A 26,911-nucleotide genomic window follows, 5' to 3' on the forward strand; every position below is an offset into this window, starting at 1 on the left:
TTGCTGTGCGAACCGTGCCGGGGCGGTGGTCCGCCTAAGCGGCGGAAGAGATATCTGGTGATGGCGCTTCCCCTGACCATGGCACCCACTGTCGGTGTCAGGCGGCCTGGTCGCACCGGTTCCGGAGCGTGCCCGGACCGCTCAGTGTCGGTGTACGCCGTACTGCCCGCGTACGGCGCGCACCGCACAGTGCGGTTTGGGGGGCTCCCGGAAGAATGTCTGTCCCGGACGGGGACACGAGGCACCTCGCCATGGTGGGGTCGGGTGCAGACTTGAGGTTAACACTACCGGATCCAACAAATATTCCCCCTCTCCAAATCCGGCAACCGTGTGCGTCTAGATGTCACTGGTGGGTGCCAGGGGGAGCACGCTCGCCCCCCGCAGGTCCAGGCCCAGCCGGTTCGCGGCCCAGTCCTCGCCCGCCAGCGCCTCGACCTTGTCGGCGGTGCCCGCGTCGGCGAGCGCCATCACGGTGGGTCCGGCGCCGGAGATCACGGCGGGGATGCCGTCGCCCCGCAGCCGTTCCACCAGTGCGGCGCTCTCCGGCATGGCCGGGGCGCGGTACTCCTGGTGGAGCCGGTCCTCGGTGGCCGGCAGCAGCAGCTCGGGGCGCCGGGTGAGGGCCTCGACGAGCAGCGCGGCACGGCCTGCGTTGGCGGCGGCGTCGACGTGCGGGACGGTGCGCGGGAGCAGTCCGCGCGCCGTCTCCGTCAACACGGGCTTACCCGGTACGAAAACCACCGGAACGATGGAATCGGCGGGCTCCATCCTGATCGCGTGGGCGGCGCCGCCCTCCATCCAGGAGAGGCTGAAACCGCCCAGCAGACAGGCCGCGACGTTGTCCGGGTGGCCCTCGATCTCGGTGGCGAGGTCCAGTACGGCCGCGTCGTCGAGGCGGGACTCACCGCCTATGGTCACCGCGCGCGCGGCGACGATGCCGGCGCAGATGGCGGCGGAGGAGGAGCCGAGGCCGCGACCGTGCGGGATGCGGTTGGCGCAGACGATCTCAAGACCGCGCGGCTGTCCGCCGAGCAGGTCGAAGGCGGTGCGCATGGACCGTACGAGCAGGTGCTTCTCGTCGCGTGGCAGCGTCTCGCCGCCCTCGCCCGCGATGTCGATGTGCAGCCCGGAGTCGGCCACCCGGACGACGACGTCGTCGTAGAGCCCCAGGGCCAGGCCGAGGGCGTCGAAGCCCGGACCGAGGTTGGCGCTGGTGGCGGGGGTGCGCACCCGGACGGCGGCGGCGCGGAAGGCGGGACCGGCCATCGCTCGTTGACTCTCCTTGAGCTGCGTGATGGTCGAATGACGGTCGATGCCGATGACGGTCGATGTCGAATGACTGTCGATGTCGAACGACGTTCGATGACATCCGAGGACGTATCCGATGACGTACGAGAACCCCGTGGTCGCCGCTGCCTGCCGAACGGGCGACCGCACCCCGGCCGCTTCCGGGCCGCGGAGACGACGCGGCACCGCGGCATATGCGGCGGGCGGGTTCGGTACAGCCTATCGAAGGAAGGTTCTGCGGCGACATAGGGCGCACAGGAGGCGCACGATGCGTGTCGCAAGCCCCCCGTGCACCCCCGGTTCTGGCGCCCGTCACCGGGCCCTTCGCAGGGCCCGTCAAGGAACTTCCCCGGCGGGCGGGACTTACGCCTCTCCGGCCGGGGAAGCGGGGTTCTCGTTCCGGAAGCGGACCTTCGGGGCCGGTCGGCCTTCGGGTCAGACCAGGCCGAGGCGCTCGGCGGCCGTCGCCGCGTCGACCGGGACGGTGACCGGCTGCGGAGCGCCGGCGACGGCCCAGTCGGGGTCCTTGAGCCCGTTGCCGGTGACGGTGCAGACGATCTTCTGCCCCGGGTCGACGTCGCCCCGCTCGGCGGCCTTCAGCAGACCGGCGACCGACGCGGCGGACGCGGGCTCGACGAAGACGCCCTCCTGCGAGGCCAACAGCCGGTAGGCGCGCAGGATCTCACGGTCCGTCACCTCGTCGATGGCGCCGCCCGACTCGTCCCGCGCGGCGAGCGCGAAGTCCCAGGAGGCGGGGTTGCCGATCCGGATGGCGGTGGCGATCGTCGAGGGGTCCTTGACGACCTCGCCGCGCACGATGGGCGCGGACCCGGACGCCTGGAACCCCCACATCCGCGGCTTGCGCGTGCTCACACCGTCGGCGGCGTACTCCTTGTACCCCTTCCAGTACGCGGTGATGTTGCCCGCGTTGCCGACCGGCAGGACGTGGATGTCCGGCGCGTCGCCGAGCATGTCCACGATCTCGAAGGCGGCGGTCTTCTGTCCCTCGATGCGCACGGGGTTCACGGAATTGACCAGCGCGACGGGGTAGTTGTCGCTCAGTGAACGGGCCAGCGTGAGGCAGTCGTCGAAGTTGCCGTCGACCTGGAGGATCTTCGCGCCGTGCACGAGGGCCTGGCCCATCTTGCCGAGCGCGATCTTGCCCTGCGGCACGAGGACGGCGGAGACCATGCCGGCCTTGACGCCGTAGGCGGCGGCGGAGGCGGACGTGTTGCCCGTGGAGGCGCAGATGACCGCCTGCGCCCCCTCCTCCTTGGCCTTGCTGATGGCCATGGTCATGCCGCGGTCCTTGAAGGACCCGGTGGGGTTGGCACCCTCCACCTTGAGGTGGACCTCGCAGCCCGTGCGCTCGGAGAGCACCTGCGCGGGCACGAGCGGCGTGCCGCCCTCGCGGAGCGTCACGACGGGCGTGCTGTCGGAGACGGGCAGCCGGTCCCGGTACTCCTCGATGATTCCGCGCCACTGGTGGGTCATTGCTGGTTACTCTCCTTCAACCCGCATGATGCTGGCGACACCCCGCACGGTGTCGAGCTTGCGCAGCGCCTCGACGGTGCCGCCGAGGGCGGCGTCGGACGCGCGGTGGGTGACGACGACGAGGGATGCCTCGCCGTCCTTGCCGGACTGCCGGACCGTGTCGATCGACACGCCGTGCTCGGCGAACACCGTGGCCACCTGGGCGAGCACGCCCGGCTTGTCGGCGACGTCGAGACTGATGTGGTACCGCGTGACGACGTCGCCCATGGGCGACACGGGCAGCGCGGCGTACGCGGACTCCCCCGGCCCGCGGCCGCCGCCGAGCCGGTTGCGGCAGACGGCGACGAGGTCGCCGAGGACGGCGGAGGCGGTGGGAGCGCCACCGGCGCCGGGCCCGTAGAACATGAGCTGCCCGGCGGCGTCGGACTCGACGAAGACGGCGTTGTACGCCCCGCGCACATTGGCCAGCGGATGACTCAGCGGAATCATGGCGGGGTGCACGCGCGCGGTGACGGACCCGCCGTCGGCCGCCCGCTCACAGATGGCCAGCAGCTTGATGGTGCACCCCATCTCCTTCGCGGAGGCGAAGTCGGCGGCGGTGACCTCGGTCATGCCCTCGCGGTGCACGTCGTCGAGGCGTACGCGCGAGTGGAAGGCGATCCCGGCGAGGATGGCGGCCTTGGCGGCGGCGTCGAACCCCTCGACGTCGGCGGTGGGGTCGGCCTCGGCGTACCCCAGCGCGGTGGCCTCGTCGAGCGCCTCCTGGTACCCGGCGCCGGTGGAGTCCATGGCGTCGAGGATGAAGTTGGTCGTGCCGTTCACGATCCCGAGCACGCGGTTGACCTTGTCCCCGGCGAGGGACTCGCGCAGCGGCCGGATCAGCGGAATGGCCCCGGCGACGGCGGCCTCGTAGTAGAGATCTTTCTCGTTCTCGTCCGCGGCGGCGTGCAGCGCGGCGCCGTCCTGGGCGATGAGCGCCTTGTTGGCGGAGACGACGGAGGCGCCGTGCGCGAGGGCGGTGGTGATGAGAGTGCGGGCGGGCTCGATCCCCCCGATGACCTCCACCACGACGTCGATGTCCCCGCGCTTGACGAGGGCGGTGGCGTCGGTGGTGACGAGGGCGGGGTCGATCCCGTCCCGTACCCGGTCGGGCCGCCGTACGGCCACGCCCGCCAGCTCCAGGGGGGCGCCGATCCGGGCGGCGAGGTCGTCGGCGTGCGTCGTCATGATGCGGGCCACCTCAGAGCCGACGACTCCACAGCCCAGCAGCGCCACCTTCAGCGGACGCGTACGCATCATCCGACCTCGTTTCCTCTCACCGTATGCGGTGGAACCAGTCTCACTCACCGGACGTAAGTTTCCGCCATTCGTCCGGATCGTGAGACATTAATTTCATTTTCGGAGACCGTCGGAGAAAAGATCTTCGGTCCCTCTTCTTCCGCCGGTCCGGTTCCCAGGACGGCGTTCTTCTTCTGCCGGTCCGGTCAGCCGACGTCGAGGCGGAGGAGGTCCTCCTCGGTCTCGCGCCGGACGATGACACGCGCCTCGCCGTCCCGGACGGCGACGACCGGCGGCCGGAGCACATGGTTGTAGTTGCTGGCCATGGAGCGGCAGTACGCCCCCGTGGCGGGTACGGCGATCAGGTCGCCGGGCGCCAGGTCCCCCGGCAGGAACGCGTCCTTGACCACGATGTCACCACTCTCGCAGTGCTTGCCGACGACGCGGGTGAGCATCGGCTCGGCGTCGGAGGTACGGGAGACGAGGGCGACGGTGTACTCGGCGTCGTAGAGCGCGGTACGGATGTTGTCGGACATGCCCCCGTCGACGGAGACGTAGGTGCGCAGCCCTTCGAGCGGCTTCACGGTGCCCACCTCGTAGAGCGTGAAGGCGGTGGGCCCGACGATGGCACGCCCGGGTTCGACGGAGATCCGGGGCACGCGCAGCTTGGCCCCCTCGCACTCCCGGGTCACGATCTCGGTGAGCGCCTTGGCGATCTCGTGCGGCTCGCGGGGGTCGTCGTCGCTGGTGTAGGCGATGCCGAGCCCGCCCCCGAGGTCGATCTCGGGGAGTTCGACCCCGTGCTCGTCGCGGATCTCCTTGAGCAGCCCGACCACCCGGTGGGCCGCCACCTCGAACCCCGACATGTCGAAGATCTGCGACCCGATGTGCGAGTGGATGCCGATGACCTCAAGCCCGTCGAGCCGGAGCGCCCGCCGCACGGCCTCGGCGGCCTGCCCGCCGGCCAGCGGGATGCCGAACTTCTGGTCCTCGTGCGCGGTGGCGATGAACTCGTGGGTGTGCGCCTCGACGCCGACGGTGATCCGGATCTGCACCCGCTGGCGCTTGCCCCGCTCCTGGGCGATGTGGGCGACGCGGACGATCTCCTGGAAGGAGTCGAGGACGATGCGTCCGACGCCGGCGTCGACGGCCCTGCGGATCTCGTGCGTGGACTTGTTGTTCCCGTGGAAGGCGATGCGCTCGGCGGGCATGCCGGCGGAGAGCGCGGTGGCCAGCTCGCCGCCGGAGCAGACGTCGAGGTTGAGCCCTTCCTCCGCCAGCCAGCGGACGACGGCGCGGGAGAGGAACGCCTTCCCGGCGTAGAACACGTCGGCGTCGGCTCCGAACGCCTCGCGCCAGGCCCGCGCACGCGCCCGGAAGTCGGTTTCGTCGAGGACGTAGGCGGGGGTGCCGTGCTGCTCGGCGAGCGTCTTGACGTCGACGCCGCCGACGGTGACGACACCGTCCGCGTCGCGGCCGACCGTCTGGGCCCAGACCTTGGCGTCGAGGTCGTTGAGGTCGGCGGGCGGGGCGGAGTAGTGCCCTTCGGGCAGGACGTCGGCGTGGCGGGGGCCGGCGGGGTGTGCGGAACGGCTCATGGCTCTTCTGGCTTCTCTCGGATCTTCTCGAAGCTGGTCTGCGGGGCTGTCTCTGCGGGCTGTGTGAGGTCAGAGGTGATCGGGGGCGTCGATGCCGAGGAGGGAGAGGCCACCGGCGAGCACCGCCCCGGCGGCTTCGGCGAGCGCGAGCCGGGCACGGTGGGCGGCCGAGGGTTTCTCGTCACCGAGCGGCAGTACGTCGGGCAACGTCACCAGCGTGGCATCGGCGAGCGCGACGAGGTGCCGGGCGAGCCGGTCGGGGGCGCGGCCCCGGGCCGCGGCGGCGAGGACACGGGGGTGGTCGGCGAGAAGCGTTTCGACGACGAGGGCGGCGGCCGTACCGATCTCACCGGGCTGGGGGGTGAACCCGAGGTCACCGGCGTTGCGGAGGAGCGCGCGGGTGCGGGCGTGGGCGTACCGGACGCGGAAGAGGGGGTTGTCCTCGGTCTGGCGGAGGTACCTGCCGTCCTCGGGGTGAGGGTGATCGTGCGCGGCGGGGTGCAGCAGGACCCAGCGTCCGGCGTCGCGACCGAGCCGGAGGACGGCATCGGGGTCGGGGACGGGAACGGGCCGGGTGGTGACGTCGAGATCGACGATGCCGTCGACGTGGATGTCGAGCACGGTGGTCCACGCCTGGGGAGGCGGGGCCTGGCAGGTGGTGCGCACGCGGGCGCCTCGTGACCGCAGGAGCCGGGCGACGGAGTCCATGACGACGAGGGCGCGGAGGTCGCGGGGGCAGTGCAGCTGGACGGTCTGACTGTCGTCCGGTTGGTCTCGGGCGGCGGCGTACCCGTAACGGGACCCGGCGTGCCCGTAGCGGGACCCGTGTCGCAGTACGTCCGCGACGAGGGCGCCGTGCGCGGAGGCACCGAGGGAGAGGTTCAGGAACCCGGGCCCGGTGATGACGACGTCGACGATGCCGTCGGTGTCGAGGAGATATCCCCGGAGGGTGTCGGCGACCGCACGGGGAGGCTGCCCGGCGGACCGGGCGAGCTGGAGCGCGAGGTTACTGGCGTAGTCGCCGCAGCCGCCGGGTCCGGGCGCGGTGACCGCGACCCGCTCGGGCACGCTCACGTGCAGCTTCCCGTCGTCGACAGCGCGACGCACCGCGTACAGCAGGGTGCGGGAGAGCTCGACGGGGGTCACGGGACAAGCGTATGGGAGGAGGGGGGCGGGGAGGCGAACGGATTCGGTGGTCGTTCCGGGATGTGGACAGGGGGGCGGGGCGCCTGCACGTCGTCGCACCGACTGCTTGGTCGCCCAGCTGCTTGGTCGCCCAGCTAGCCGGCGCGCTCGGCGCGGGGTGCGGGGTCGGTGCCGCCCTGCCTGGCAGCCCGCTCGGCAAGCATGCGGACGACCCCGACCAGCTCGGCGGGTTCGAACGGCTTGGAGAGGAAGGCGTCGACGCCGAGGCCGACACCGGCGTCGACCTCGTACTGCGTACAGGCGCTGACGATGGCGACGGGAAGCTCGCGGGTGCGGGCGTCGGCACGCAGCCGCGCGGCGGTGCGGAGCCCGTCGAGACGCGGCATGACAACGTCCAGCGTGACGACGTCGGGCTGCACCTGATGAACGACTTCCAGACACTCGGCACCATCGGCCGCGGTCACGACCTCGAACCCCTCAAGTTCGAGATTGACCCTGATCAACTGCCGGATGACCTTGTTGTCGTCGACGACGAGGACCCGGCCGGACGCCCCTGGCACAACTCCGAGAGTAGGTCGGGACCGGCCATCGCGTCCGGGTTTTCCCTACTTCCACCTCTCGCGGGCGACGCGAATCGGCCGTCCGGGCCGCGCCGCCCGGCCGCCGCGGGGACCGGCCCCCGTCCCCACCTCGGCGACCCGTGGGAATCCGTTCATGACCACCCCGGGGGAGCTGGTAGTGTTCTACCCGTCGCCGCGAGCGAACAGCCGAACGGCCGACACGCCCCCGTAGCTCAGGGGATAGAGCAACGGCCTCCGGAGCCGTGTGCGCAGGTTCGAATCCTGCCGGGGGCACCTTGAATTGGGTGCCCAAAGACCCCGCCATCAGCGGTGACGCTGAGGTCGGGGTCTTCGCGTTTGTGCAGGCGGATGCCGCCGAAAGCAGGCGTTTGTCAGTGATCACGTTGTAATAGCGTGATGATCTTGGACGACTCAACGGCTGGTCAGCAGCCGTTTCCGCGACCTCCCGGAACCAGCCCGAGCATCCCCCAGGACAGACGGAAGCCCCGAGCCGTTTCCGGTCCGGGGCTCCCGTTCCACTGTGCCTATGGGGGTCAGTCCGTGGCGCCGTCCACCTCCCCCAGGCCCAGCATGATCCGGTCGTTCATCTCCTGCTCCTGGCCGTCGATGCACTTGGCGTAGATCTTCAGCAGGACGTCCACCGAGTGGCCCGCGCGGGCAGCGACCTCCGGGGCCGGTACCCCGGAGTTGAGCCACTGGGAGACGCCCGCGTGACGGAGGTCGTACGGCCGGAAGGCCAGGACCGAGGAGACCTGATGCGGGACGAACGCCAGCTCCCGCGCTTGCTTCCACGCGCGGGAGTACGAGGAGGCAGCGATGACGTTGCCCCGCTCGCTGGCGAACAGCCGGCCGTCCTCCGCCGTACCGAACTCCGCAACGTGCTCACGGAGCAGCCGCACCAGCGGAGGCGGGATCGGCACGATGCGCACCTCCCCATGGCCCCGCTGCTTCAGCCCACGCCGGTCGTGCGCCTCGCCCGAGTCGGTCCACGCCTTCCCGGCCGTCGGACGCGTCTCCGCCAGTTCGATACGGCCCCAGCCCGATGCCGGAAGGGTGCAGTCGGAGCGTCGAAGGCCGAGCGCCTCCCCCGGCCGCATGGCCGCGTAGTACAGACACCCGAAGAACGCCCGCAGCCGCCGACCACTCGCCCGCTCGTAGCCGCCCACGTAGGTCAGCGCCGTGAGCAGCTCCCGCGCCTGCTGCGGGTTGACCACCACCCGCCGGTCGACTTCCTGCACCGCCCGCTTGCCCCGCTTCCGTCGCACCCGGCTCAGCGGGTTAGACGTGAGGTGTTCAAGCTCCACCGCGTATTCGAGCGCGTTGAAGACGACCGCCCGCCGCCGTCGATAGGTCTGCGTGGCCGCAGGCTTGCCGTCCAGCCTCCGCCCCAACCCGTCGATCAGCTCATGCACACGGGCGATCTCTTGCAGCTCCCCCACAGGAAGCGATGCCTTCTCGATCCACCGCACGGCAGCGGCGATCTCCTCGGAACGCTCGCGCTCCCGACGCGGCACAGGCAGGACGTACGACCGCAGTGCTCGCCGCAGCACCTCCGGAGCGGGCCGCCCCCGTCCCGGCTTCACCAGGACGGGAACGACCGTCGCCAAGGCGTCCGTCATGCTGTCCCGCTGCTTCGCGGACGCCTCCGCCCACCGCGCGTCTACGTACTTCACCGCCAGATCGAGGAACGACAGGGCCGCCTTCCCGCCCCGGAGGGAGTCCGGCAAGCCCGTGACCGTGTCGAACGGCTCGCCCTTGTCCACAGCGCGCAGGAGCTTGGCGCGGAACCGGTCGGCCAGCGCTTTCGTCTTGTGCGACTCACCGAACGGCTGCCCGTCGACCACCCAGCGCACCACGTAGCTCGGCTTCTTGGTCGTCTTGTTGACCGACATCTTCCAGACAGAGACCTTGTACGACTTCACGACGCCGCCCCCTCCGCCCGGTCCTCCAACCAGTCGTTGAGCACGTCCCGCCGGACCCTCAGCTCCCCGTTCGGCAGCCGGATGCAGGCCGGTGCGAGCCGCAGTTCCCGCCAGCGGTAGAAGGTGCGTCGGGAGATGCCGCCCAGTTCGTCGAGGACCTGCCGCACGGTGAGCAGCTCGGCCGGGCGCGTACGGACGTCACGCCCCATGGAGACCACCGCCCTCCCGGACCGAGGCAGCCAGGAGCGCCGCTTCCGGTGAGTAGCCGCGCCCCGCGTAGCGCCACTGGCCGACCGTGACGGTCGAGTGGTCGGGCACGCCGAGGGAGGCCCGCTGCTGCTCGGCGCGGTGGTCGGCACGGGCCTGGCGGAGGGCGGTCAGGGTGGTCGAGTAGCGGCGCGACTTTGTGGAGAAGTGGCCGCCGTAGCCGAGCATGTGAGCCCAGCGCCGCAGCCCGAGCGGAGCGAACTCCGGCAGGCCGCCGAGCCACCAGCACGTACCGATCGTGCGCAGTACGTGCGCCCGCACCGGCAGCATGACCATCTCCCGCGCATCGCGAATCCGGCCGTCCACGGCACCGGCGGACTCCGCTCCCTTGGTGGCGTACTTGGCGATGTAGCCCGCCACGGCCGCCGCGGAGGCAGGACGCCGCTCCCCCGCTACGCCCCGGCCGCGCGAGGAGACCGGCCGTACGTCGACCTGCGGACCGAAGCGAAGCACCCGCCGACCGACGACATCCGCGCCAGGAGCGACCAGCCGCACCCGGCCGACCACCGCACGCACGGCGTCCACCAGCAGCGGCACACCCGCCCAGACCGGCAGGGCCGAACCAGAGCCCGGACCGTCCGGCCCGTCGAGGCGGATCACCGCATGGAAGTGGATGAGACCCCGCCGCTGATACTCCGCGACTTTCGCGTACGAGAGCCGGGCGACCTCCCCGAACTCCGTACGCGTCAGCCCCACCCGCCGGGCGACCTCCCGCCGCAGCTCCAGCCCGAACCGGTGCCAGAGCCGACCGGCGAAGGCGTGCCAGAGGACGGCGCCCGCGTAGTCGTAGCAGCGGGGGCAGAGCGGTTCGCCGAGGCGGGGGTCGTTCGCCGAGTGCCGTTCGCGGCAGCCGGCCGGGGCCCCGTGGGGGCAGCACTCCCCCACTCGCCGAGGTCGGCAGGCCCGTACCCGTCCATCGCGTTCACGGCGGGTGTGGACCGGGCCGAAGCCCGGAGCGGTGAGCGTGGCGAACACGCGCGGGTGTCCGCTCACCGTCTCCGGGACGTGCTTGCCGCCGACGAGGCCGGCGCGGACGAGGTGGTACGTGTCCGCCCGGTACAGGCCCGAGCAGGCCGGGCAGACCGTCGCCCGCCGGTTGCCGCACGCGGTGAGCAGGCGACCGCCGTAGACGTCGGAGCCGTAGGAGAGCAGGGCCACGCCGGTTGTCGCGTCGTAGACGGTCGCGGCGCCCACCAGGTGGATGGGGTTGGTGCAGCCGCCGAGGCGGACGATGTTCCGGCGCCAGGCCGCGAATTCCGGTTCGGCCGCCTTGGCGACGAGAGCGGCAGCGCTCTTCGGAAGGGCGGTGGTCATGGGCGACCACCTCCGTCGCCGAACGCCTGCCGCATCACGGCCGAGATCCCTTCCAACGGGGTCTTGGCGCTGAAGCGGAAGGTCGGGTCCGTGAGCCAGACCGCGGCGGCATGGGCCGGGCACAGCCACTGCTCGGCTCCGTCGAGGCTGACGAGGACGATCTGTTCCCGGCCGTCGCAGGTCGTGACCTGCGCGTCGCGCTGCCTCAGTTCACAGTCGGGCAACGGGGATTTGCGCGAAGGGTGCGCGGTGGACAAAGTGAGAGTGCTCCTTTCACTGCTTACGTGGCGGACGGAGTGGGTTCCTGACGGGGTCGGGTTTGGCGACTTCGCGCCCCGTCGGGAGCCCGTCGTAAGGGCGATCACTGGCGTTTCTGGGGAGGGATGCCGACAACGCCGTACGAGACCGGACCGAAGTCGCGGCGTGCGTCGTAGTAGCCCCGGCCGATGTCCTCCGTCGGCACCCCGAGCGGAGCGGCGACGGACTGCACTCCGCGCTGCCGGGCAGCGGGGTCGGGGGCGTCGACCAGGACCACGACGGACATGTGGCGCGGTACGACGGCGGCCGGGTGAGCGGTCAGGAAGTCGGTCAGCTCCCGCAGGCCGGCCAGGAACGCGGCGCGGTCACCGGAGCGGATGACGTAGTCGGACACGGGGAGTCCCCTTGTCTGGTGAGTGATGGCGGGGTGGCGGAGTGGCTCAGAAGCGGAACTGGCCAAGGAAGCCGTTCACACCGTCGAGCAGGGCCTGAACCACGGGCGCGGCAACGGTCCGGGAGAGCAGGAAGCCGAAGCTCCCGCAGAGCAGCGCGTCGGCCCAACGCAGGTAGCGGATGCGCAGGAGGAACCAGATCAGCAGGCCGAGCAGCAGTACGGCGGACATGGACACCAGCACGGCAGGCTCCTTTCACGGCGCGTGGACGTGCAGCTCGGACAGGACGGGGGTCAGGTGCGCGTACTGGGCGGCGACGGCTTCCGCCTCCGCTTCCGTGATCAGGTGGGACCGGGCCCGTTCCCAGCCGTCGCCGGACGCCAGGACCGCCGTACCGGCTTGCTCGGGGGTGATGGCTTGCGCCGCCTTGAGCGCGTCGGGGTTGAGGTCGCCCAAGGCCATCTCGGCTGTGCCGGGGTCGGCCACGCGGTGGCACACCCGGCCGCCGAGCTGTGCTCGCAGCGCGGTGACGCCGGGGCCGAGGTCGGAGCCGACGCGTTGGCCGGCCACGACGAGGAAGACGCCCAGGGCCGCGCCGAGCTGCGCGAGCCGGATCAGCGCCGTACCGGCCGCTTGTGCTTCGTCCTTCTCGTTCCGGCTGGCTACGAGGAAGAGTTCCGCGATCTCGTCGACGATCACGACGACGGGGACGGGGCGTTTGGTGTCCGGCAGGCCCCAGATGTTCCGGACGTGCGCCGCCCGGCAGAGGGTCATGCGGTCGAGGGTGAGGTCGACGAGCGCGGTCAGCAGCCGGACCGCTTGCTCTCGGTTCGTGGCGAGGGCGGACAAGCGCGGCTCGTAGAGGGAGAGTTCCATGCCGCCCTTGCAGTCGATTCCGACGAGAGCGACCGGCTGCGGAGCGAGGCCCGCCACGAGGGCGTTGATCAGGGTCGACTTCCCGGAGCGGGTTGCCCCGACGATCAGGCAGTGCGGCACGCGCCGCAGGTCGACGACCCACGCGGCCCCGGTCTCCAGCGCACCCACGGTCACCCGGAGCAGGTGGCCAGGCCCACGCTGCTTCGGAACCCGGGGATCGGCCAACGGGTCAGCCACGGAAACGACGATCCGTACGACCCCCGGCCGCCAGGCACTCACCCGCACCACGTGCACCTGCCAGCTCTCCGCCATTGCAGGAGCGGCCTTGACGAAGTCCTCCGGGACCTGGCCCGGAAGCAGCCGCACGAGCAGTACGAAACCGCCGGTGGTCGGACGTACGAGACCGTGCCGGGGCACCTTAGGCTGAGGCGGTGCCGCTCCCTTGCCGACCAGCCCGGACACCACCGTCAGCGCCGGTCGCCGACTCACCGCAAGCCCACAGCCCGCCATCAGGGGCCGCCAGGTCTGCACGACCCGGAAGGCCACAGCCGGAAAGCCGCATAACAGCCACCAGGCAACGGGGTAGCGGCTGCGCAGGGCCGGGCCCGCCAGAAGCAGACCCGACACCAGCACCGCGGCCACCACCACAATCCAGCTCGGCCAGTTCGCACCGGCCGAGGCAGCGGAGGCCAGGTTCATCACTGCCCGGCCCCCTTACTCGCGGGAGCCGCGCTGCTGGCGGGACTACTCAGGGGCTTGATCTCCGCCGCACGGAACGCGATCCCGTGCCGCCCCTCGTTCTCCCATGGCGTCGCGATCAGGTCCCGCACGGCCACCGGCATACCGAGCTGCACCCCGGCCGGCTCCCCGGCCACGCTCACGTTCACGACGTCGGCCGACGACCCCGCCATGAGGCAGAGGCCGACCTGGTACACGGTCTTGCCCGTGTCCCGGTCCACACGGAGCTGACCGGTCTCACGGTTGGCGAGCCGCGGAGCCGGGGGAACGGCGCAGATGATCCCCGTGAACTTCGCGGTATCGATCGGAAGGCTTGCCACTTGTTGTGTCTCCTCTCGGCACCCGCAGGGCCATCCTGCGGGTTGCTTTACAACCCGTACTACGGGTTGCGGAGACAAGAGTGACCACCCGTAGTACGGGTTGTCAACCGCCTTGTGATGAGCGAGGCTGTCCGGGTCAACTTCGTCTAGCCGATTTTGTAAAGCCGGTTAGGGAACCGCCACGGAGGGCCGATGCCGCCGAAGAACACGCAGCCGAAGTACCGGCAGATCGCCGACTACCTGCGCGAAGGCATCTTGGACGGCACCTTCCCAGCCGGCCAGCCGCTCCCGTCCGAGGAGTCGTTGGCGAAGCAGTTCGGCGTGACGCGCCCCACGGTCCGCCAAGGCCTCAGCGAGCTACGAGCGTCAGGTCTCGTCGAGGCCATCATGGGCCGAGGCACCTTCGCCCGCTCCCCCCACAGCCGTCCGAGCCACACGCGCCCGCGAGGCGTACGCCGAACCCCGGAGGGCCGCTACGTCGAGGCCGACGGCATCCGCTGGACGGACGCCGAGCCACCGGTAGCCACCCGCACCGACGCCCCGTTGGCCCTGGCGGACCTGCTCCGCATCCCGCCGGGCGAGCCGATGTTCACGTACGACGCGTTGCAGACAGCGGACCACGGCCGGCTGCGTCAGTTCCACCGGACTTACGTGCCGTTCTCCGTCCTGGCCGACACGAAGTACGAGGAGGAAGCCCCACCGCCGGCGCCGGATCTCTACGCGGCGCTCGCCAACCTGGGCCACGAACTCCACTTCACGGAGTACGTCCGAACCCGCATGCCCCTCCCCGACCAGGCCCAGGCCCTACGCCTCGCCGACGGAGTCCCCCTGCTCCACATCTTCCGCGTGACCCTCACCGAGTCAGACAAGCCGCTCGCCCTGGAAGAGTTCCACCTGCCTGGCGACGAGTTGGAGCTGTCGTTCCGGCTGTAACACGGACTACGTGGCTCAGACTTTCTCTACGTCATCAAGGCGGCTCGCTCCGCTCCCCGCGCGCGGCCGACCCCCGGCCGGCCCTGCGCTCCTGTCTCCGCCCCGCTCCAGCCCGGCCAGCGCCCGCGCCGCGCCAGACCGATTTGGCTTCTATTTACCATCAGCGACTTTGGGTGCTTTCCCCTTAGCCTTAATGATTTTCTCGGCTCTCCGCTGCAGCTCGCGCTCTCGCGGGTCATAGACCAATTCCAATGCTCGCACGAAATGCTCAATACCATTGAGAGCGTGATCGAAGGGGATTGCCTCAGCCTCGTGACTTCCGGCGTTACCTATCCACTTCATGGCCATAAGCTGAACACTTGCCGGTTCATTCACTTGCTTGAAAAGCTCAATTCTCTGATGGGTTGAGAGCCTGGCTCTCCTCCCTCTCCTGTCTACACCGAACTTCTTCACTCGCTTGTGACTGAGCAGACACTCGATTGCTGAACGAATCCTATTGGCTGCAGCATTTGGATCTGACAGCAGAACCTTAGATGCTGAACTAATTAGCGCCTTCAAGTCCTCCGGCACCTCCTGAGGAGACCCTATCAGCGGTAGTTCCGGAAGTATGTGTCTGACCGAATAGCCTACAAGGTACGGGTCATCCTCTGAGCCCTTAATGCTCACAGGGCCCCACTCAAGGCTCCATTCGCCAACAACAATGTGCCTATTTCCGCACGGGAGGCGAGGGCACTGCAATTCCCCATAGAAGAACCCAAAAGGGTCCGTCTCCTCCGCATCAGGATCAGTGGACGCAGCCGTCTCACGCAACTCCAGGCTTGCGAAGCTTTCAAACTTCTCAATCCTTGGTTCAAGCGTGATTTCTTCACACTGCGGACATAGAAGTCTAGGCCATTCGTTAAATGGACCCGCGAGCTTCTCAAATTTCGCCCGGTCAAAACTGATCCCCACGATCCCACCCAGGTCTGCTGGTAACTGCCCACACGTAGCAAGATCAGCCGAGAGTCATTTGCTCGGCTTCCACCTTGGGGCGTCGCCGCGCTTGGTAGTACGGCAGGAGGCTCGTGGGAAGATTCGGCCGCTTACCTGAAAGCAAGTCCGCGACACTAATGATTTGAACCTTTGGATACCTCTGCCCATTAACCGGATAGGCGTATATCCCGGAATGGTTGGCCGCGTCCTTCATTGCAGCAGTAGGCTCCCTTAGAGTCACAAACAACCCCATGGCCGCTTTGTTAGACTCGACGGTTCCAATCAGTTCCCGCACATGACTAGGGCCAGTACTCCCTCCCTTTACCGACACCAGAACGCGTTCAGAGGTACCGCGCCTGTCGACAGGGATCCTGATTACGCCATCGATCCCTCGGTCACCGACCTGCTTTTCATTCGGCTGTCCGTCCACGAGCATGACACACCAGCGCTCAAACTCGAACGGAGATTTTTGAAACAGCCTCAAGGCGCCATCAATATCAAATGGGATACCGAGGACGTCATAGTCATCTGTTATCGCTTCACCGTAAGTGTGACGAAGGCGTGCGTCGATCAAATCGATTGCCAGGGTGGTGATGTCTATGCCAACCCATCGCCGATCAAGACTTTGGGCGGCATCAATAGAGGTTCCACACCCCGCAAAAGGATCAAGAATCACGTCACCCGGAGATGAGGCGAATTCGATGATCCGACGCAGCAGAGCTACAGGCTTTTGGGTCGGATATCCAAGCCTTTCTGCCGCTCGTGAGTTGAGAGGGGAAATTTCAGTCCAGACGTCACCCAGCGGTTTCCCGCGCTGCTCGTCCAGGTAGCGCTTGAGCCGAGGAACGCGTCCAGGAGCCGTCTGAACCACCAATCCGGCTTCATATGCCGCCTGCATTCGCTCTCTGGTCCAGCGCCAAACTCGCGTCACACCCAAGAATTCATAAGTGAGGTTGGGGCGGTCCGGGCTCGGATTGATTAGGCTAGTTAGCTGATAGCGCCGACCATCCGAGTCGATTTGCGAATACTTGGCCAGAGTTTTTTCGTCTAGCTCATCCTCATTGTACGCCTGAAACAACCTGTCATCATTCCATAGAGCACTTTCCGTCTTCCCGTATGCCAGAATTACGTCGTGATTCGAGGGAAGCCTTCTAGTCATAAGCGACTTCGCCTGCGTCCGACGCCAGATGATCTCGTTTCGAAAGTTTGTTGGCCCAAAAATAGCGTCTAGGATAATTTTAAGATAGTGGCTTGCTGTAGGATCGCAATGCAGAAATAGAGAACCTGTTTCTTTGAGCACCCTGTGCAACTCGATCAAGCGAGCCACCATCATCGTCAGGTAGGCAAGAACGTCGTTCTCTCCAACCAGTTTACGAATTGCTTCCAGAGCATCTTTGACCGTCGGAGAGGCCTCGCTCTGCTGTAGCTCCTGAAAGAGACTCTCGGTCTCATGACTCCAGACCCAAGTGTCTCCGAAGGCCTCGATTTGGGCAGGCGAGTCGTCGCCGTTCCTTTCCTTGAACAGGACGTTGTAAGACCTATTGGAGTTGAATGGCGGGTCGAGATAGACCAGATCGACACTTTCGTCCGCAAAGTGCTGACGCATGATTTCCAAGTTGTCGCCGTAGTAGAGCTGGTTAGGCTTCGTCGGCGATGCAGCAGTCCTGGCCATGGGGAGAGCTTGCCAGAAGATGACCCGCTGCGCATCGATCGAAGCAAGGCCAAAGTTGCTGGCGCCGGGTCCCTATGCAGTCAAGCTTGCCACCGCCTCAAGGCAGCACGTCGCATGATTCCGCTGCAGAAGGGTGCGCTCAGGTCCCAAGCTGAGGGCTCAGGCGCGCCATTATCACGTGCTGGCCGTCGTGGCTCTCTCTGGTCGACAGCACTGGCAGCGTGGCTGAGACCGGGGGGGGGTGCAGCGAGGCACACACGTGCGTGGTCGGTCGGCGCGCCCGCCGTCGTGGCTGACTGTCGTCAGCTGAGGTTCGTGCCACAACCGTGCCAGATGCAGGGGTCAGTCATGGTCAACACCGGTGCCCTGCGGTCGAGTAGCCGTCCGCTTCCTCGGCCGGCGAAGCCGCAGCTCAGGTCCGAGATCACCCAGCCTCTCTCCAAAAGCGGGTGACGTAAGTCCAAATCCTGCCGGGGTGTACTTCTCGTATGCTCTGGCGCATGGGACGCACCTTCATACTGCTCGCCCTCGCCGCTCTCGCCCTAGCCGGTTGCACGGCTGAGGAGGACAAGGCCGGGAGGTACTGGGACGGCTACCGGTTCGGCGAGCAGACGGCGACGGTCTACGCGAAGCGCGTTCTCGACACTAACTTCACCTACTGCACAACCGGCGGCGAAGTGGCCGCCCAGCAGGACATGTGCACCAGTCCCGGCGGGCCCGACACGCGGTACCCCACCTCCGTGGGACAGCAGGAGTGCGCAGACGCGCTTCCTAGCGGCCTGGCTGGCGACGAGCGCGACGCATGGAACAAGGGTTGCATCACCGGCATGGCTCTCGGTGTGCCGGACGTCGTGACGTACGGTGCCGATCCTCAGAAGTGAGCTTCATAGCAGTTATGTTGGCTGGTCGGGCCGGGCGCCGGACTGTTACGCCAGGGCGTCTCCTGCCGACTCTCCTTGGCATGCGCTCCGGAGACGTTCGTCCATTTCAGCCGTCAGTTCAGTCAGTCGCGCGTACAGTGCCTGTTCTTGTTTGGACAGATTCCCGGACTTCATCTTCACTAGCAACTCTTCCGTGGCATCGGACAGGACGCCCAGGCAGATCTGAGCCGCGTCGTTGAATCCGCAATCGTACATACTGAAGTGCCGGGCACGAAAGCTCTCCTCGACCCCCTCCTTGGCCGCCTCTCGTACCGCGTGGCCGAGTTTGCGCAACGTCTGTTTGCCCGTCGACATGCTGCTCTCCCCTTTCCCGTGCTCGACACCGATGTGCTGAAGGTACCGCCACGTTGACCCAGTTGGCGGTCACAGCTGCTTACGCCCGGCTGACGACTGCCTACCTCTACTGTGGGCCTTTACCAAGCGACACTGATGCGCCATGGCCACCGTGGGGCGCAGCGCCGCCAGCCCGAATGTCAGGCGTCACTGGCCAAGGCCACACCGAACCCAGGTTGCTTCGGGACGAGAGGTCATCATGCTAGGTGCGTCCTATCACGTCTAGCATGGCGGTGGCGGACAGCGTGGCTCAGGCTGGCAGGGATGCAGCGCGGCACACACGCGCGCCAGCACAGTCGGCTGACCCGCCATCGTGGCGGACTGTCGGCGGCTGATGCTCAGACACTCCTGGGGCCAGCCCCGCCAAGGGCCGTTTGAGGCGAAGACACCGTGCCATTCGCGCGCCAGAAACTGCGGGGGATCGCGGGGAACAGCGGGACCTCGCCCCGGGTGCGACCAGCGCTTCAACACCACCCGGTCGCAGGTCAGCGCAGCAACCGCAGCCGAAGAACCCAAGCTTCTCACGCTGATGGCTTGTGGCCTGCCGTTCGTCCGGGCTGCGGCGCTGGGGCGCCGGTCCCGGCCGAGCGGCAGGCCAGTACAACAGTCGGGACAGCAAGCGGCCCCGCACGGCAACGTCGGGGGAGCGGAGCCGTGCGGGGCTGCGCCGGCTGACCGCGGGGACCTTGCTCCACCCGCAGCCGACCGGCGATCAGGAAGCGGCTCAGGCTGCGGGTGTCTCGCGGAGGCCCGCCGAAGGAGTTCCCGCTGTCGTGCCGGGCCGCTCCGCTCGGAGTCCGGCCATGAGCAGTTCCGCCAGCAGCTCGGCCGCCTCCGGGCGGATGGTGCCGAGCTGCACCAGGCCGTCGCCGAGGACGTTCACGTCGGCCACCAGGCCCGGGAAGTCGGAGTCCAGGCCGAGCAGCACGAGCTGATCAGCCAGAGCGTCGGCGCCTTGCCTCGCGCGGTTCCAGCCGCGGACGTAGGGCACGCCGGGCAGCAGGTCTTCCGCTCGCCGGGCCACCACTCCTCGCCGGTCGGTCATGATGTCAGGCACGTCCCTTCTGCTGCTCAACGGAATGGGCGTCGAAGTCGCGGTCTCGGCTGAAGCCGTGGGCCAGTGCCAGGCGCAGGAGTTCCGCGAGGCGTTCGGCCGTGTCAGGGGAGACTCGGCCCAGTTCGACGAGGCCGTGTCCGAAGGCGTTCAGTTCGGCGCGCAGGTAGGGGAGGTCCTTCTCCAGGCCCGCGCGTACGAGCGCGTCCCGCAGGGCTGTCGTCGCGTTCCGGGCCGCGTACCAGCCGTCGCTGTCCAGAGGCGACCATGCGGCTGCGTCGCGTCCGTCAGCCGGCTCCGTCGGCATCAGCGGTCCGCTTCGTCGGGGAGTGCGGCGACCGCCGAGTACGGGGTCGGGTATTGCTCGTCGAAGCGGTCGATTCGGGCGAGCAGTTCCGCCGATGCGATGAGCGCGGTCGCCAGGGCTACCGGGCGCAGCGGGTTGGCCTCCGGTCGCTTCGTCGGCGCGCGGAACCACTGGTAGCGGTCGTCAGACAGCGGGATCGGCCCCGGCACGACCACCGCGCAGTTCTCACCGAGGTACCGGAACTCCGGGGGCGATGCCGTCTCGGCCTCCAGGTAGAACGTGAAGGTCTCACGGCTCTCCGAGCCGAGGAAGAAGCCGACTCGTTGCGCCTTGCGGTCGATCAAGGACGGACCGAACGGCATACCGCTGCGCTGAAGCCGGTCGAACATCTCCGTGCCCAAGCGCTGATCCACGCTCAACACGTCGAAGAGCCGGCCGGTCGGCAGCAGCATGGGCATCCTCGGGTCGTCCGCCCACACGCGTCGGCAGTCCTCCGGGGTGTCCGCCGCCGCAGTCAGCCATTCCATGCCCCGCCTGGTCATTCTCTGCACGTCGTCTCACCCTCAGTCCGACTTCCGCGCGGCTCCAGTGCCGCCGTGTGTCCAGACTCGTGGCCGGGCGCTGGCCAGGGCAGATGACGAGGGGTGACGGGGGATGACGTGTCCACAGGCAGCGCGTCATCCCCCGTCATGTGTCGATGCTCTTGTGATCTCTGATTACTGGCTGCGAGAGGCGGTCACCAGCGCGTACCGTCGATCAGGCAAAAGGAGCAGCCACCCCCGGTCAGCGCGCACACGCACGGAAGTGAGAGGGCACGTCTCCATGAAGCCGACCAGCGTCCGCTTACGTGAAGCTCGTACCAGTCGGGGATGGAGCCAGCCACGGCTTGTACGGGAGTTGCGCACGGCCGCCGGCCAGCGTGGGCATCAGCTCCCCACCGACAGCAGCGTCAAGCGTCGGATCGCCAGTTGGGAGAACGGCCACAGTACGCCCGATGACTTCTACAGTCCGCTGCTGTGTGACGCGTACTCCATGAGCGCCGCCGAACTCGGGTTGAGCCACGGCGAGCTACGTGACGCAGCGGTGATCGACGCGGCGTATCCCACCAGCCCGGACGACGCCATTCAGACGGTCAGCCAGTTGTGGCGTGCGGATCTTAATCAGTACGACCCGTTGCTCACCGCAGAGCCGTCCGAGCCTGCGTGGAGTGAGGCTTCCCTGCGGTGGTTGGTCGCGCCCGAGCCCGGCATTCCACGGCAGCGATCCGGGGGTGTGCAAGTCGGTCTCGGTGACGTGGCCGCCGTGAAGACCACCGCAGACGTGTTCGCGAAGCTTGACGACCAGTTCGGCGGAGATCACGCACGTCACTCGGTGATCCAGTACCTCAACAACGACGTGGCCCCGCTACTGCGAGGCAGGTACACGGAGCCGGTAGGCCGAGCGCTCTTCTCCACGGTCGCGGAGGCCACCTTGCTGGCCGGTTGGATGTCGTACGACGCCTGCCGTCACGGGCTGGCCCAGCGGTACTTCCTTCAAGCCCTCCGCCTCGCCCAGGACGCGAACGACCGTCGACTCGCGGGCAGCATCCTCTCAGCGATGAGCCACCAGGCCACCTTCCTGGGGCGGTATACGCAGGCCGCCACGCTCGCCCGCGCGGCACTCATGGGGATCTCACCAGTGGCCACGCCGACGCTGCGGGCGCAGTTCCATGCGATGGAGGCCCGAGCCCTCGCCCGTACCGGGGACGTCGTCGCCTGCGAGGCCGCTCTGACAGCGGCAACCAGGGCTCTGGAGAGTCGGAACAGCGACGACGAGCCCGAGTACATCAGCTACTTCGACGACGCAGAGTTGGCCGCCGAGGCCGCTCACTGCTTCCGCGACGTCAACAGCGCTCGCCGGGCGGTGGCCCACGCCGAGAACGCCATGAGCGGCACCCACGTACGCAGTGACTTCTTCGCGACCATGGTGCTCGCCGACGCGCACCTACGGGCCGGCGACGTCGAGGAGGCGTGCCGCGTGGCTCTCGATGCTCTGGATCTCGGGGAGCAGCTCAAATCGGCGCGGTGCGTCAGCTACCTCGCCGAGTTCCGGCAACACCTTGACGCGATCGGGCCCAGTGCCGCAGCGCGTGACCTTGCCGACGAGGCACGGGAGCACAGGCTGTGGGTGGCTGCCGGGACGTACGGTCAGAGACCGGTCCGCAACTGAGTAGCTCACCAGCTCTCAGAAGGCTCCCCACTCGTCGCGTCCCTCGCCCGTCCGCAGAGATCTCATCCGAAGCTCGAACTCCGCGGCGAAGCGGTCACTCGTGCCGGCCTGGTGCCCGATCCACACCACCATCATCAGTTCGCGCAGGTCGGCCAGGGTCTCGTAGCCGGGCCAGTTCATGAGGTCGAAGCCGTACCGGTGGACGAACTCCGCGTATTCCGTCTTGCTGTGCCAGCCGTACCGGTCGTAGTAGATCGCCGTCAGGATCAGGTCCCACTCGCGTGGGGCGAGGGCGAGGCCGTCCAGGTCGATGAGGACCGCGCGGCCGTCCCGGTGGCGGAGGACATTGCCGATGTTCGCGTCTCCGTGGATCAGGCCGAAGGGGAGGACGAAGTCCAAGCGGTCGTAGTCCTTGGCGAGCCTGGCCGCCCGCTCCTCCAGGAAGGTCCGGTCCTTCGCCGAGACAGCGGTCAGGCTCTCCAGCGAGGACGACAGCTTGGCCAACGGGTCGAAGTACGGGAGGCCCAGCGACTCCGGTTCTTCGAGCCAGTGGAATCGGCGAAGCAGATCTGCCAGCTCTCCGACCGTCGCGTACTCCACCTGATCCTGGACGCTCTCCCAGAAGGTCACCACCCGGCCGCGTACGAGGCTCGGCTGCGTGACGTCGGGCAGTACGCGCGTCGCCGGGAAGTCCACCGTCTCCAGCCATCTGGCGACGCCTACGGCTCGTTCCATCTCGGATAGAACAGACGGGTCACGGGCGATGCGGACGATGACCGGAGCCACCGCCAGGCGGTAGACCGCGTTCGAGCCCAGGCGCAGCAGCTCGGCGCCTGTCGGGTCCAGGCCGGCCGTCTCGCACGCCTCGCGCAGGACGACGCTCACGCCGTCTGCCGTGAACTCCACATCTCCGTCGCCCGCTTGCCCGTCGCTGCCCGAGATCATGTACCCGACCATACGGGGCAGCCCCACCCGCTGACAGCGCACTCACGTAATAGGGGCGTGATGATCTTGACCAGCCGACCGCCACGGCACCACTCCCCCGCAGGTCAGCAGGCATGGCCGCCAACGCACTCCCCCGGCCTCCGGAGCCGTGTGCGCAGGTTCGAATCCTGCCGGGGGCACCTTGAATTGGGTGCCTAAAGACCCCGCCATCAGCGGTAACGCTGAGGTCGGGGTCTTCGCGTATGTGCAGGCGGATGCCGCCGGAAGCAGGCGTTTGTCAGTGGTTATGTCGCAATAGCGTGCTGCTCTGGAATGGCTCGCGAGCAGGTCAGGCGCCGTGCAACATCCATCCCGCGCACGTCCGACCATCGCAATCACAGCGACGCCGGCGCAGGTGGGATGCAAGATATGACGGTGGGACATCTCTCCGTAGACGTGCGCGCATCGCTCCGCTTCTTCGCTTTCTACCTCGCGAACGGCACCATCGACATCGACTTGCTCGACGGCATCGACTACCGGCCGGTCTTCGGGACCGGTTCGGCGCTGGAGCAGGTTTTCGCCATCTACAGCAACGTGCTGGAGGTCGACGCAAGCGGCCAGGTACTCAACGACGGCGACGCGCAGTACCGCGCCGCCCAGTGGATCCGCGCCTACTGCGACCCGAGCTACCAGATCGAGCCGCCACTCCAGACGTGGGAAACCGAGCTCCACGGTCCCTACCGCGCCCCACGCTCGTCAGGAGTCTGCGGGGATAACTCACCGGCACCCGCCCACGGCAAGCTCTCGACACCTGGACAGGCAAAAGTCTCGCAATCAGACCTCGTCTAGCCGGTGTTGACCGGCACCGTCATCCGATTCTTCTTCACTGAACTTAAGGTGGCTTGGCCAGAACGGCCTCGACACAATCAGCCGATGACCTCCGTTCACATCTCGCCCAATAAGCCATATTGATTCAGGTAGCCACATATCTTTGCCGGAAGTGATGATGGTGAAGTTACTTGGATGCAGAGACGTCAGGCTGACTGCAATCTTGGACTGATCTATGTTGAACCTGAACTGATCCGTCCTTCCTTTTTCTCGGTCGTCGTAGAGTGGCCTCGGGAATGGCAGGAATAAAGGGGCATCCGGTTGGGGACCGGGAGTAAATATCAGCCTGTAAGAAGTCTTGTCTTCGGTGTCGGAATTCTCCAAGACCGAGGTTGTGTGGATTAGCCAGAACATGTCGAGGTTTGCCATGACTCCGCCCGTCCAGTGATGATCGCCGATGATGCTCACATTGATCTTCAGTTTCCAGCGGCAGTTTTTCGTTGCAGAGAGCGTACTGCTGGATCGAGTGCAACACCCTCTGAGCCGCACCCCTTTCTTGTGAAATCAGTTGCTGGGCATGCGTCCGTCACGACACGGCGGCACTGATCCACAACTCAAGTCAGCGGAGTTTCGCAAGTTCACCCATAAACCGACATGAGGTTCACTCGGATCTTTCGCGCGAAGTTGAGGCTCTGTTCCGAAATAGCCAGAGTCTGATGGATGCTGAACCCACTCCACGGCATCGACACTGCTCAAGCCACCGGCCGGACTTGGGCCCTGCAACGTTCGAGGTCTCCCGGCGCCGAAGCTGCTGGAGCCGCAGGGTGTTCGACTGGGTAGTCATACCATCAGACTGTCCGACGTGACTGATCTTGATGACGCATACACGAGCTGGCTTGTCTCCCTTGATTGCCTGGTTTCGGATCCACGGAAGCTGGCGCAGTGGCAGGACCGGCGGTTTGCCTTCGCCCATCAGGTGGGTGACCTGCTGACGCGGGCGAACGGCGGGCGTTCCCCTGTGACAGGGCCTGTGCTGTACGGGGTCTTCACCAGTGGTGGGCTGTGCTACGTCGGTCAGACTCAGCAAGGGGAACGGCGGCTTCGCGATCTGCCCGTCGGGGAGAGTCACCACGTCGCCAACACCGTCCCTCCGGAGCTTTGGGAGAGCGTCGTCGTGCTGCGGTGGCCTGAGCTACTGGCACATATAAGCGCGTCCGAACGGGAGATCGCTTCTACACTCGGCCTGGATGTCTGCGGCTTGGTCCTTGAGCACCGTCTTCAAGTAGCCACAACGCCGCCCCTCAACAGTCGACGCAGAGACGCTCATGGTGGGTGGCGCACAAGAAATCATGCGGCCAGTCGGTCACGGGGTGCAGCTCACGCGGCGTCCCTGCCAGAGCTGTGGGACTGCGCTTGGGAGGCATGGACCGTGCTCGCCAACCTTGATGCCCCAGTTTCCGGCCCCTTTCGCGCGGACGTGACAGCCGGGCACGTGGTCTTTCCTGGGGCGCTGCACCGACGTTAATTGTCCACCTCCTGGCAACGGGTTCTCCGCGCGAATCCAGGGTGGCGTTAGCAGGGCAGCGGGTGCCGACGTGACCGGGGCGCGGGTGGCCGGTGGGGTCAGGCTTCGCGCCAAGCCTGGCGATGGCGGGCGATGGCGTACACCTGCTCCACCTGCTCGGGTGTCAGTACGCCTGAGAGGGCTGACAGCGAGGCGACTTGGCGCTCTTGGTACACCCGCACCGTGAGTTGGGTGGCGACCACCTTCAGGTCGGTGACGCCGACGAAGACGAGCGTCGGCTCAACCAGTACCGGGAAAGCGCAGTAGCGTTCGAGTGCACGACTCACTCGCTTGGCCTCCGCGCGGCTCTTCCGTGCGTAGGGTGCCGGTTTGCCGTGATCGACCTTCACGGCGTCGTCGCCTACCCATACGGCTCTTTTGTGATGCTTCTTCGTGTTGATGCTGAACACGCCGCCGGGGCCGATCAGCAGGTGGTCGATGTCCACGTTATTGGCCAGCGGGATTGAGTGCAGGATCCGCCAGCCGTGGCGTGTGAGGCGGTTGAGTTCCGCTCCTACTCGCCGCTCGCCCTCCAGTCCCTTTTGCCACGAGTCCCACTCCGTCGGCCGTCGCAGCAGCCGTGAGATCAGTCTTTTCAGCAGTCCCGGGCCGCCGGTTTGGGCGAGACGATCGCTCAGAGCTTCTCCGGGGGCTCTGGTCGCCAGGTCGTCGGAGGGTGTCAGGGGTGGCAGTGGCAGCGGCGGCTGCGTTGGAGATTTCTCGGGCTTGGTTGTCGCCGTCGGGCGCACTGGTCCGCGACTCCGTGACACGTACTGCGTCAGTACGGCGATCACGGCCTCGCGGTACTCAGTGCGCAGGACCGTGATGTGCCCCGTCACAGCATCCGCCCAGCCGGCCGCAGTGCCGTCGGGCAGGTTCGCGTAGAAGCGGTCGCGCCCGTACCGCTTCCATCTCGTGACCTTCAGATCCATGAAGCCTCCCTCTGCTTCAGCAGTGACGGTGTTCGCCGCATCGCAGCAGCAGGTAGGAGGTGGCCACAAGACCGCATGGGCCTTTGAGCGGGGGGCGGAGCGGAGGAGGCGCACGCCGACGCCTCTTCCGCTCGGTGGCTGGACTCCTTCGTCAACCGCCCTACGGGAAGGGGAGGCCCGCGATCACGGATGTTCCCCGGGTGGGGCGCGTTCGGACGGTCCAGGCTGCGGCGAGGTGGTCGACCAGGAGCAAGCCCCGGCCGCTCTCGCCGTCGGTGTCCGGGTCGGTCTGTAGCGGTTTGCCGGTGCCGGGGTCGGAGACGGCCAGCCAGTAGTGGCCGTCGGCCGGCCAGAGGACCAGTTCGATGAGGTCCTCGTCCTCGCGGCAGGCGCCGTGCAACAGGGCGTTGGTGACCAGTTCGGAGGTCAGCAGGGCGAGTTCGCCGCCGAGGCCGGGGCGGAGTTCCTGTGGCAGCGATTCGGCTACGGCTCGTCGGGCGCGTCGCACCGAGGTGGGGCGGGCGGGGAAGCGCCAGAGGTCGGGGACGTGGGGGATGTCGAGCATGGCGGACCTCACGACTGTGGGAGGGGTTGGGGTCGCCGGTGGCCTGCCGCCCTGGTCGCGTACGCACCCGGCCCAGGGCAGGCGGGCATGCTCGCGCGGTGCGCTTCCGGCATCGCGGTGTGTAACTTGCGCACTACCGACAGTAGAGCACGTGGGGATACATGTGCTACCAATTCGGGAGGGCTGTCGGTGCGGACTGCGTGTCGC

The 26,911-nt window shown here is 67.5% G+C and carries 28 protein-coding genes and 1 tRNA gene; 5 read left to right on the top strand and 24 right to left on the bottom strand.

Annotation, left to right across the window (positions count from 1 at the left end; all coding sequences use genetic code 11):
- Positions 1-336: 336 nt before the first annotated feature.
- The 6 genes from thrB to UW392_RS04620 form a co-directional block, all read right to left on the bottom strand.
- Positions 337-1,266: a homoserine kinase gene (thrB, locus tag UW392_RS04595; protein WP_320773552.1), complete on the bottom strand. Its 930-nt coding sequence runs from the start codon at positions 1,264-1,266 to the stop codon at positions 337-339.
- A gap of 456 nt (positions 1,267-1,722) precedes the next feature.
- Positions 1,723-2,781, bottom strand: coding sequence for a threonine synthase (gene thrC / locus UW392_RS04600; protein ID WP_320773553.1), 1,059 nt, complete (start codon positions 2,779-2,781; stop codon positions 1,723-1,725).
- A 6-nt stretch (positions 2,782-2,787) separates the two neighbouring features.
- Positions 2,788-4,080, bottom strand: coding sequence for a homoserine dehydrogenase (locus UW392_RS04605; protein WP_320773554.1), 1,293 nt, complete (start codon positions 4,078-4,080; stop codon positions 2,788-2,790).
- Positions 4,081-4,265: 185 nt separating this feature from the next.
- Positions 4,266-5,657, bottom strand: coding sequence for a diaminopimelate decarboxylase (gene lysA / locus UW392_RS04610; protein WP_320773555.1), 1,392 nt, complete (start codon positions 5,655-5,657; stop codon positions 4,266-4,268).
- A gap of 69 nt (positions 5,658-5,726) precedes the next feature.
- On the bottom strand, positions 5,727-6,803 hold the full coding sequence (nrtL, locus tag UW392_RS04615; RefSeq protein ID WP_320773556.1) for an ArgS-related anticodon-binding protein NrtL: 1,077 nt from the start codon (positions 6,801-6,803) through the stop codon (positions 5,727-5,729).
- Positions 6,804-6,937: 134 nt separating this feature from the next.
- A complete protein-coding gene (locus UW392_RS04620; protein WP_320773557.1) occupies positions 6,938-7,363 on the bottom strand; it encodes a response regulator in 426 nt (141 codons plus the stop codon).
- A gap of 222 nt (positions 7,364-7,585) precedes the next feature.
- Here UW392_RS04620 and UW392_RS04625 point away from each other — a divergent pair.
- Positions 7,586-7,657 (top strand) — tRNA-Arg (locus UW392_RS04625).
- Positions 7,658-7,917: 260 nt separating this feature from the next.
- On the opposite strand, the gene UW392_RS04630 is transcribed toward UW392_RS04625, so the two are convergent.
- From UW392_RS04630 to UW392_RS04665, 8 genes are all read right to left on the bottom strand, one after another.
- The gene (locus UW392_RS04630) at positions 7,918-9,306 is read right to left on the bottom strand and encodes a site-specific integrase (RefSeq protein ID WP_320773558.1); all 1,389 of its coding nucleotides are present in this window, start codon (positions 9,304-9,306) and stop codon (positions 7,918-7,920) included.
- Positions 9,303-9,515: a helix-turn-helix transcriptional regulator gene (locus tag UW392_RS04635; protein WP_320773559.1), complete on the bottom strand. Its 213-nt coding sequence runs from the start codon at positions 9,513-9,515 to the stop codon at positions 9,303-9,305. The genes UW392_RS04630 and UW392_RS04635 overlap by 4 nt, the downstream gene beginning before the upstream one ends.
- The gene (locus tag UW392_RS04640; protein ID WP_320773560.1) at positions 9,505-10,887 is read right to left on the bottom strand and encodes a replication initiator; all 1,383 of its coding nucleotides are present in this window, start codon (positions 10,885-10,887) and stop codon (positions 9,505-9,507) included. Before UW392_RS04640 ends, UW392_RS04635 begins: the two co-directional genes overlap by 11 nt.
- Positions 10,884-11,144 carry a hypothetical protein gene (locus UW392_RS04645; protein WP_320773561.1) on the bottom strand — a complete coding sequence of 87 codons (261 nt, stop codon included), beginning with the start codon at positions 11,142-11,144 and terminating at the stop codon, positions 10,884-10,886. The genes UW392_RS04640 and UW392_RS04645 overlap by 4 nt, the downstream gene beginning before the upstream one ends.
- A gap of 104 nt (positions 11,145-11,248) precedes the next feature.
- Positions 11,249-11,539 (bottom strand): hypothetical protein, encoded by a 291-nt coding sequence (locus UW392_RS04650; RefSeq protein WP_320773562.1) that lies wholly within the window; start codon positions 11,537-11,539, stop codon positions 11,249-11,251.
- 46 nt (positions 11,540-11,585) lie between these two features.
- Positions 11,586-11,780, bottom strand: a complete 195-nt coding sequence (locus UW392_RS04655) for a hypothetical protein (protein ID WP_320773563.1) — start codon at positions 11,778-11,780, stop codon at positions 11,586-11,588.
- Between the two features lie 12 nt (positions 11,781-11,792).
- Complete coding sequence (locus UW392_RS04660) at positions 11,793-13,112, bottom strand: FtsK/SpoIIIE domain-containing protein (protein ID WP_320773564.1); 1,320 nt, start codon at positions 13,110-13,112, stop codon at positions 11,793-11,795.
- The gene (locus tag UW392_RS04665) at positions 13,112-13,471 is read right to left on the bottom strand and encodes a hypothetical protein (protein ID WP_320773565.1); all 360 of its coding nucleotides are present in this window, start codon (positions 13,469-13,471) and stop codon (positions 13,112-13,114) included. The genes UW392_RS04660 and UW392_RS04665 overlap by 1 nt, the downstream gene beginning before the upstream one ends.
- 192 nt (positions 13,472-13,663) lie before the next feature.
- On the opposite strand from UW392_RS04665, the gene UW392_RS04670 reads away from it, so the two are divergent.
- Complete coding sequence (locus UW392_RS04670) at positions 13,664-14,404, top strand: GntR family transcriptional regulator (RefSeq protein ID WP_320773566.1); 741 nt, start codon at positions 13,664-13,666, stop codon at positions 14,402-14,404.
- A gap of 150 nt (positions 14,405-14,554) precedes the next feature.
- Here UW392_RS04670 and UW392_RS04675 read toward each other — a convergent pair whose 3' ends face one another.
- The gene (locus UW392_RS04675; RefSeq protein WP_320773567.1) at positions 14,555-15,355 is read right to left on the bottom strand and encodes a DUF4145 domain-containing protein; all 801 of its coding nucleotides are present in this window, start codon (positions 15,353-15,355) and stop codon (positions 14,555-14,557) included.
- 43 nt (positions 15,356-15,398) lie between these two features.
- A complete protein-coding gene (locus UW392_RS04680; RefSeq protein WP_320773568.1) occupies positions 15,399-17,048 on the bottom strand; it encodes a DNA methyltransferase in 1,650 nt (549 codons plus the stop codon).
- A gap of 500 nt (positions 17,049-17,548) precedes the next feature.
- On the opposite strand from UW392_RS04680, the gene UW392_RS04685 reads away from it, so the two are divergent.
- The gene (locus tag UW392_RS04685) at positions 17,549-17,929 is read left to right on the top strand and encodes a hypothetical protein (protein WP_320773569.1); all 381 of its coding nucleotides are present in this window, start codon (positions 17,549-17,551) and stop codon (positions 17,927-17,929) included.
- Positions 17,930-17,974: 45 nt separating this feature from the next.
- Here the strand turns inward: UW392_RS04685 and UW392_RS04690 are convergent, their stop codons facing one another.
- From UW392_RS04690 to UW392_RS04705, 4 genes are all read right to left on the bottom strand, one after another.
- Positions 17,975-18,283 (bottom strand): hypothetical protein, encoded by a 309-nt coding sequence (locus tag UW392_RS04690; protein WP_320773570.1) that lies wholly within the window; start codon positions 18,281-18,283, stop codon positions 17,975-17,977.
- Positions 18,284-19,046: 763 nt separating this feature from the next.
- A complete protein-coding gene (locus UW392_RS04695) occupies positions 19,047-19,379 on the bottom strand; it encodes a hypothetical protein (RefSeq protein ID WP_320773571.1) in 333 nt (110 codons plus the stop codon).
- Positions 19,372-19,683, bottom strand: a complete 312-nt coding sequence (locus UW392_RS04700) for a hypothetical protein (protein WP_320773572.1) — start codon at positions 19,681-19,683, stop codon at positions 19,372-19,374. The genes UW392_RS04695 and UW392_RS04700 overlap by 8 nt, the downstream gene beginning before the upstream one ends.
- Entirely contained in the window at positions 19,683-20,234 is a 552-nt protein-coding gene (locus tag UW392_RS04705; RefSeq protein ID WP_414495572.1) for a bifunctional DNA primase/polymerase, read from the bottom strand. The genes UW392_RS04700 and UW392_RS04705 overlap by 1 nt, the downstream gene beginning before the upstream one ends.
- Positions 20,235-20,505: 271 nt before the next feature.
- On the opposite strand from UW392_RS04705, the gene UW392_RS04710 reads away from it, so the two are divergent.
- The gene (locus UW392_RS04710; protein WP_320773574.1) at positions 20,506-21,891 is read left to right on the top strand and encodes a helix-turn-helix transcriptional regulator; all 1,386 of its coding nucleotides are present in this window, start codon (positions 20,506-20,508) and stop codon (positions 21,889-21,891) included.
- 15 nt (positions 21,892-21,906) lie between these two features.
- Here the strand turns inward: UW392_RS04710 and UW392_RS04715 are convergent, their stop codons facing one another.
- Complete coding sequence (locus tag UW392_RS04715) at positions 21,907-22,836, bottom strand: aminoglycoside phosphotransferase family protein (RefSeq protein ID WP_320773575.1); 930 nt, start codon at positions 22,834-22,836, stop codon at positions 21,907-21,909.
- Between the two features lie 414 nt (positions 22,837-23,250).
- On the opposite strand from UW392_RS04715, the gene UW392_RS04720 reads away from it, so the two are divergent.
- Complete coding sequence (locus tag UW392_RS04720; RefSeq protein ID WP_320773576.1) at positions 23,251-23,664, top strand: hypothetical protein; 414 nt, start codon at positions 23,251-23,253, stop codon at positions 23,662-23,664.
- Here UW392_RS04720 and UW392_RS04725 read toward each other — a convergent pair.
- The 3 genes from UW392_RS04725 to UW392_RS04735 form a co-directional block, all read right to left on the bottom strand.
- On the bottom strand, positions 23,650-24,111 hold the full coding sequence (locus UW392_RS04725; protein ID WP_320773577.1) for a hypothetical protein: 462 nt from the start codon (positions 24,109-24,111) through the stop codon (positions 23,650-23,652). The two genes, UW392_RS04720 and UW392_RS04725, sit on opposite strands and share 15 nt — an antisense overlap.
- Before the next feature lie 1,155 nt (positions 24,112-25,266).
- Complete coding sequence (locus UW392_RS04730) at positions 25,267-26,139, bottom strand: nuclease-related domain-containing protein (protein ID WP_320773578.1); 873 nt, start codon at positions 26,137-26,139, stop codon at positions 25,267-25,269.
- A 160-nt stretch (positions 26,140-26,299) separates the two neighbouring features.
- The gene (locus UW392_RS04735; RefSeq protein ID WP_320773579.1) at positions 26,300-26,704 is read right to left on the bottom strand and encodes an ATP-binding protein; all 405 of its coding nucleotides are present in this window, start codon (positions 26,702-26,704) and stop codon (positions 26,300-26,302) included.
- Between the last annotated feature and the right edge of the window lie 207 nt (positions 26,705-26,911).

Source organism: Streptomyces sp. CRN 30 (assembly GCF_034105845.1).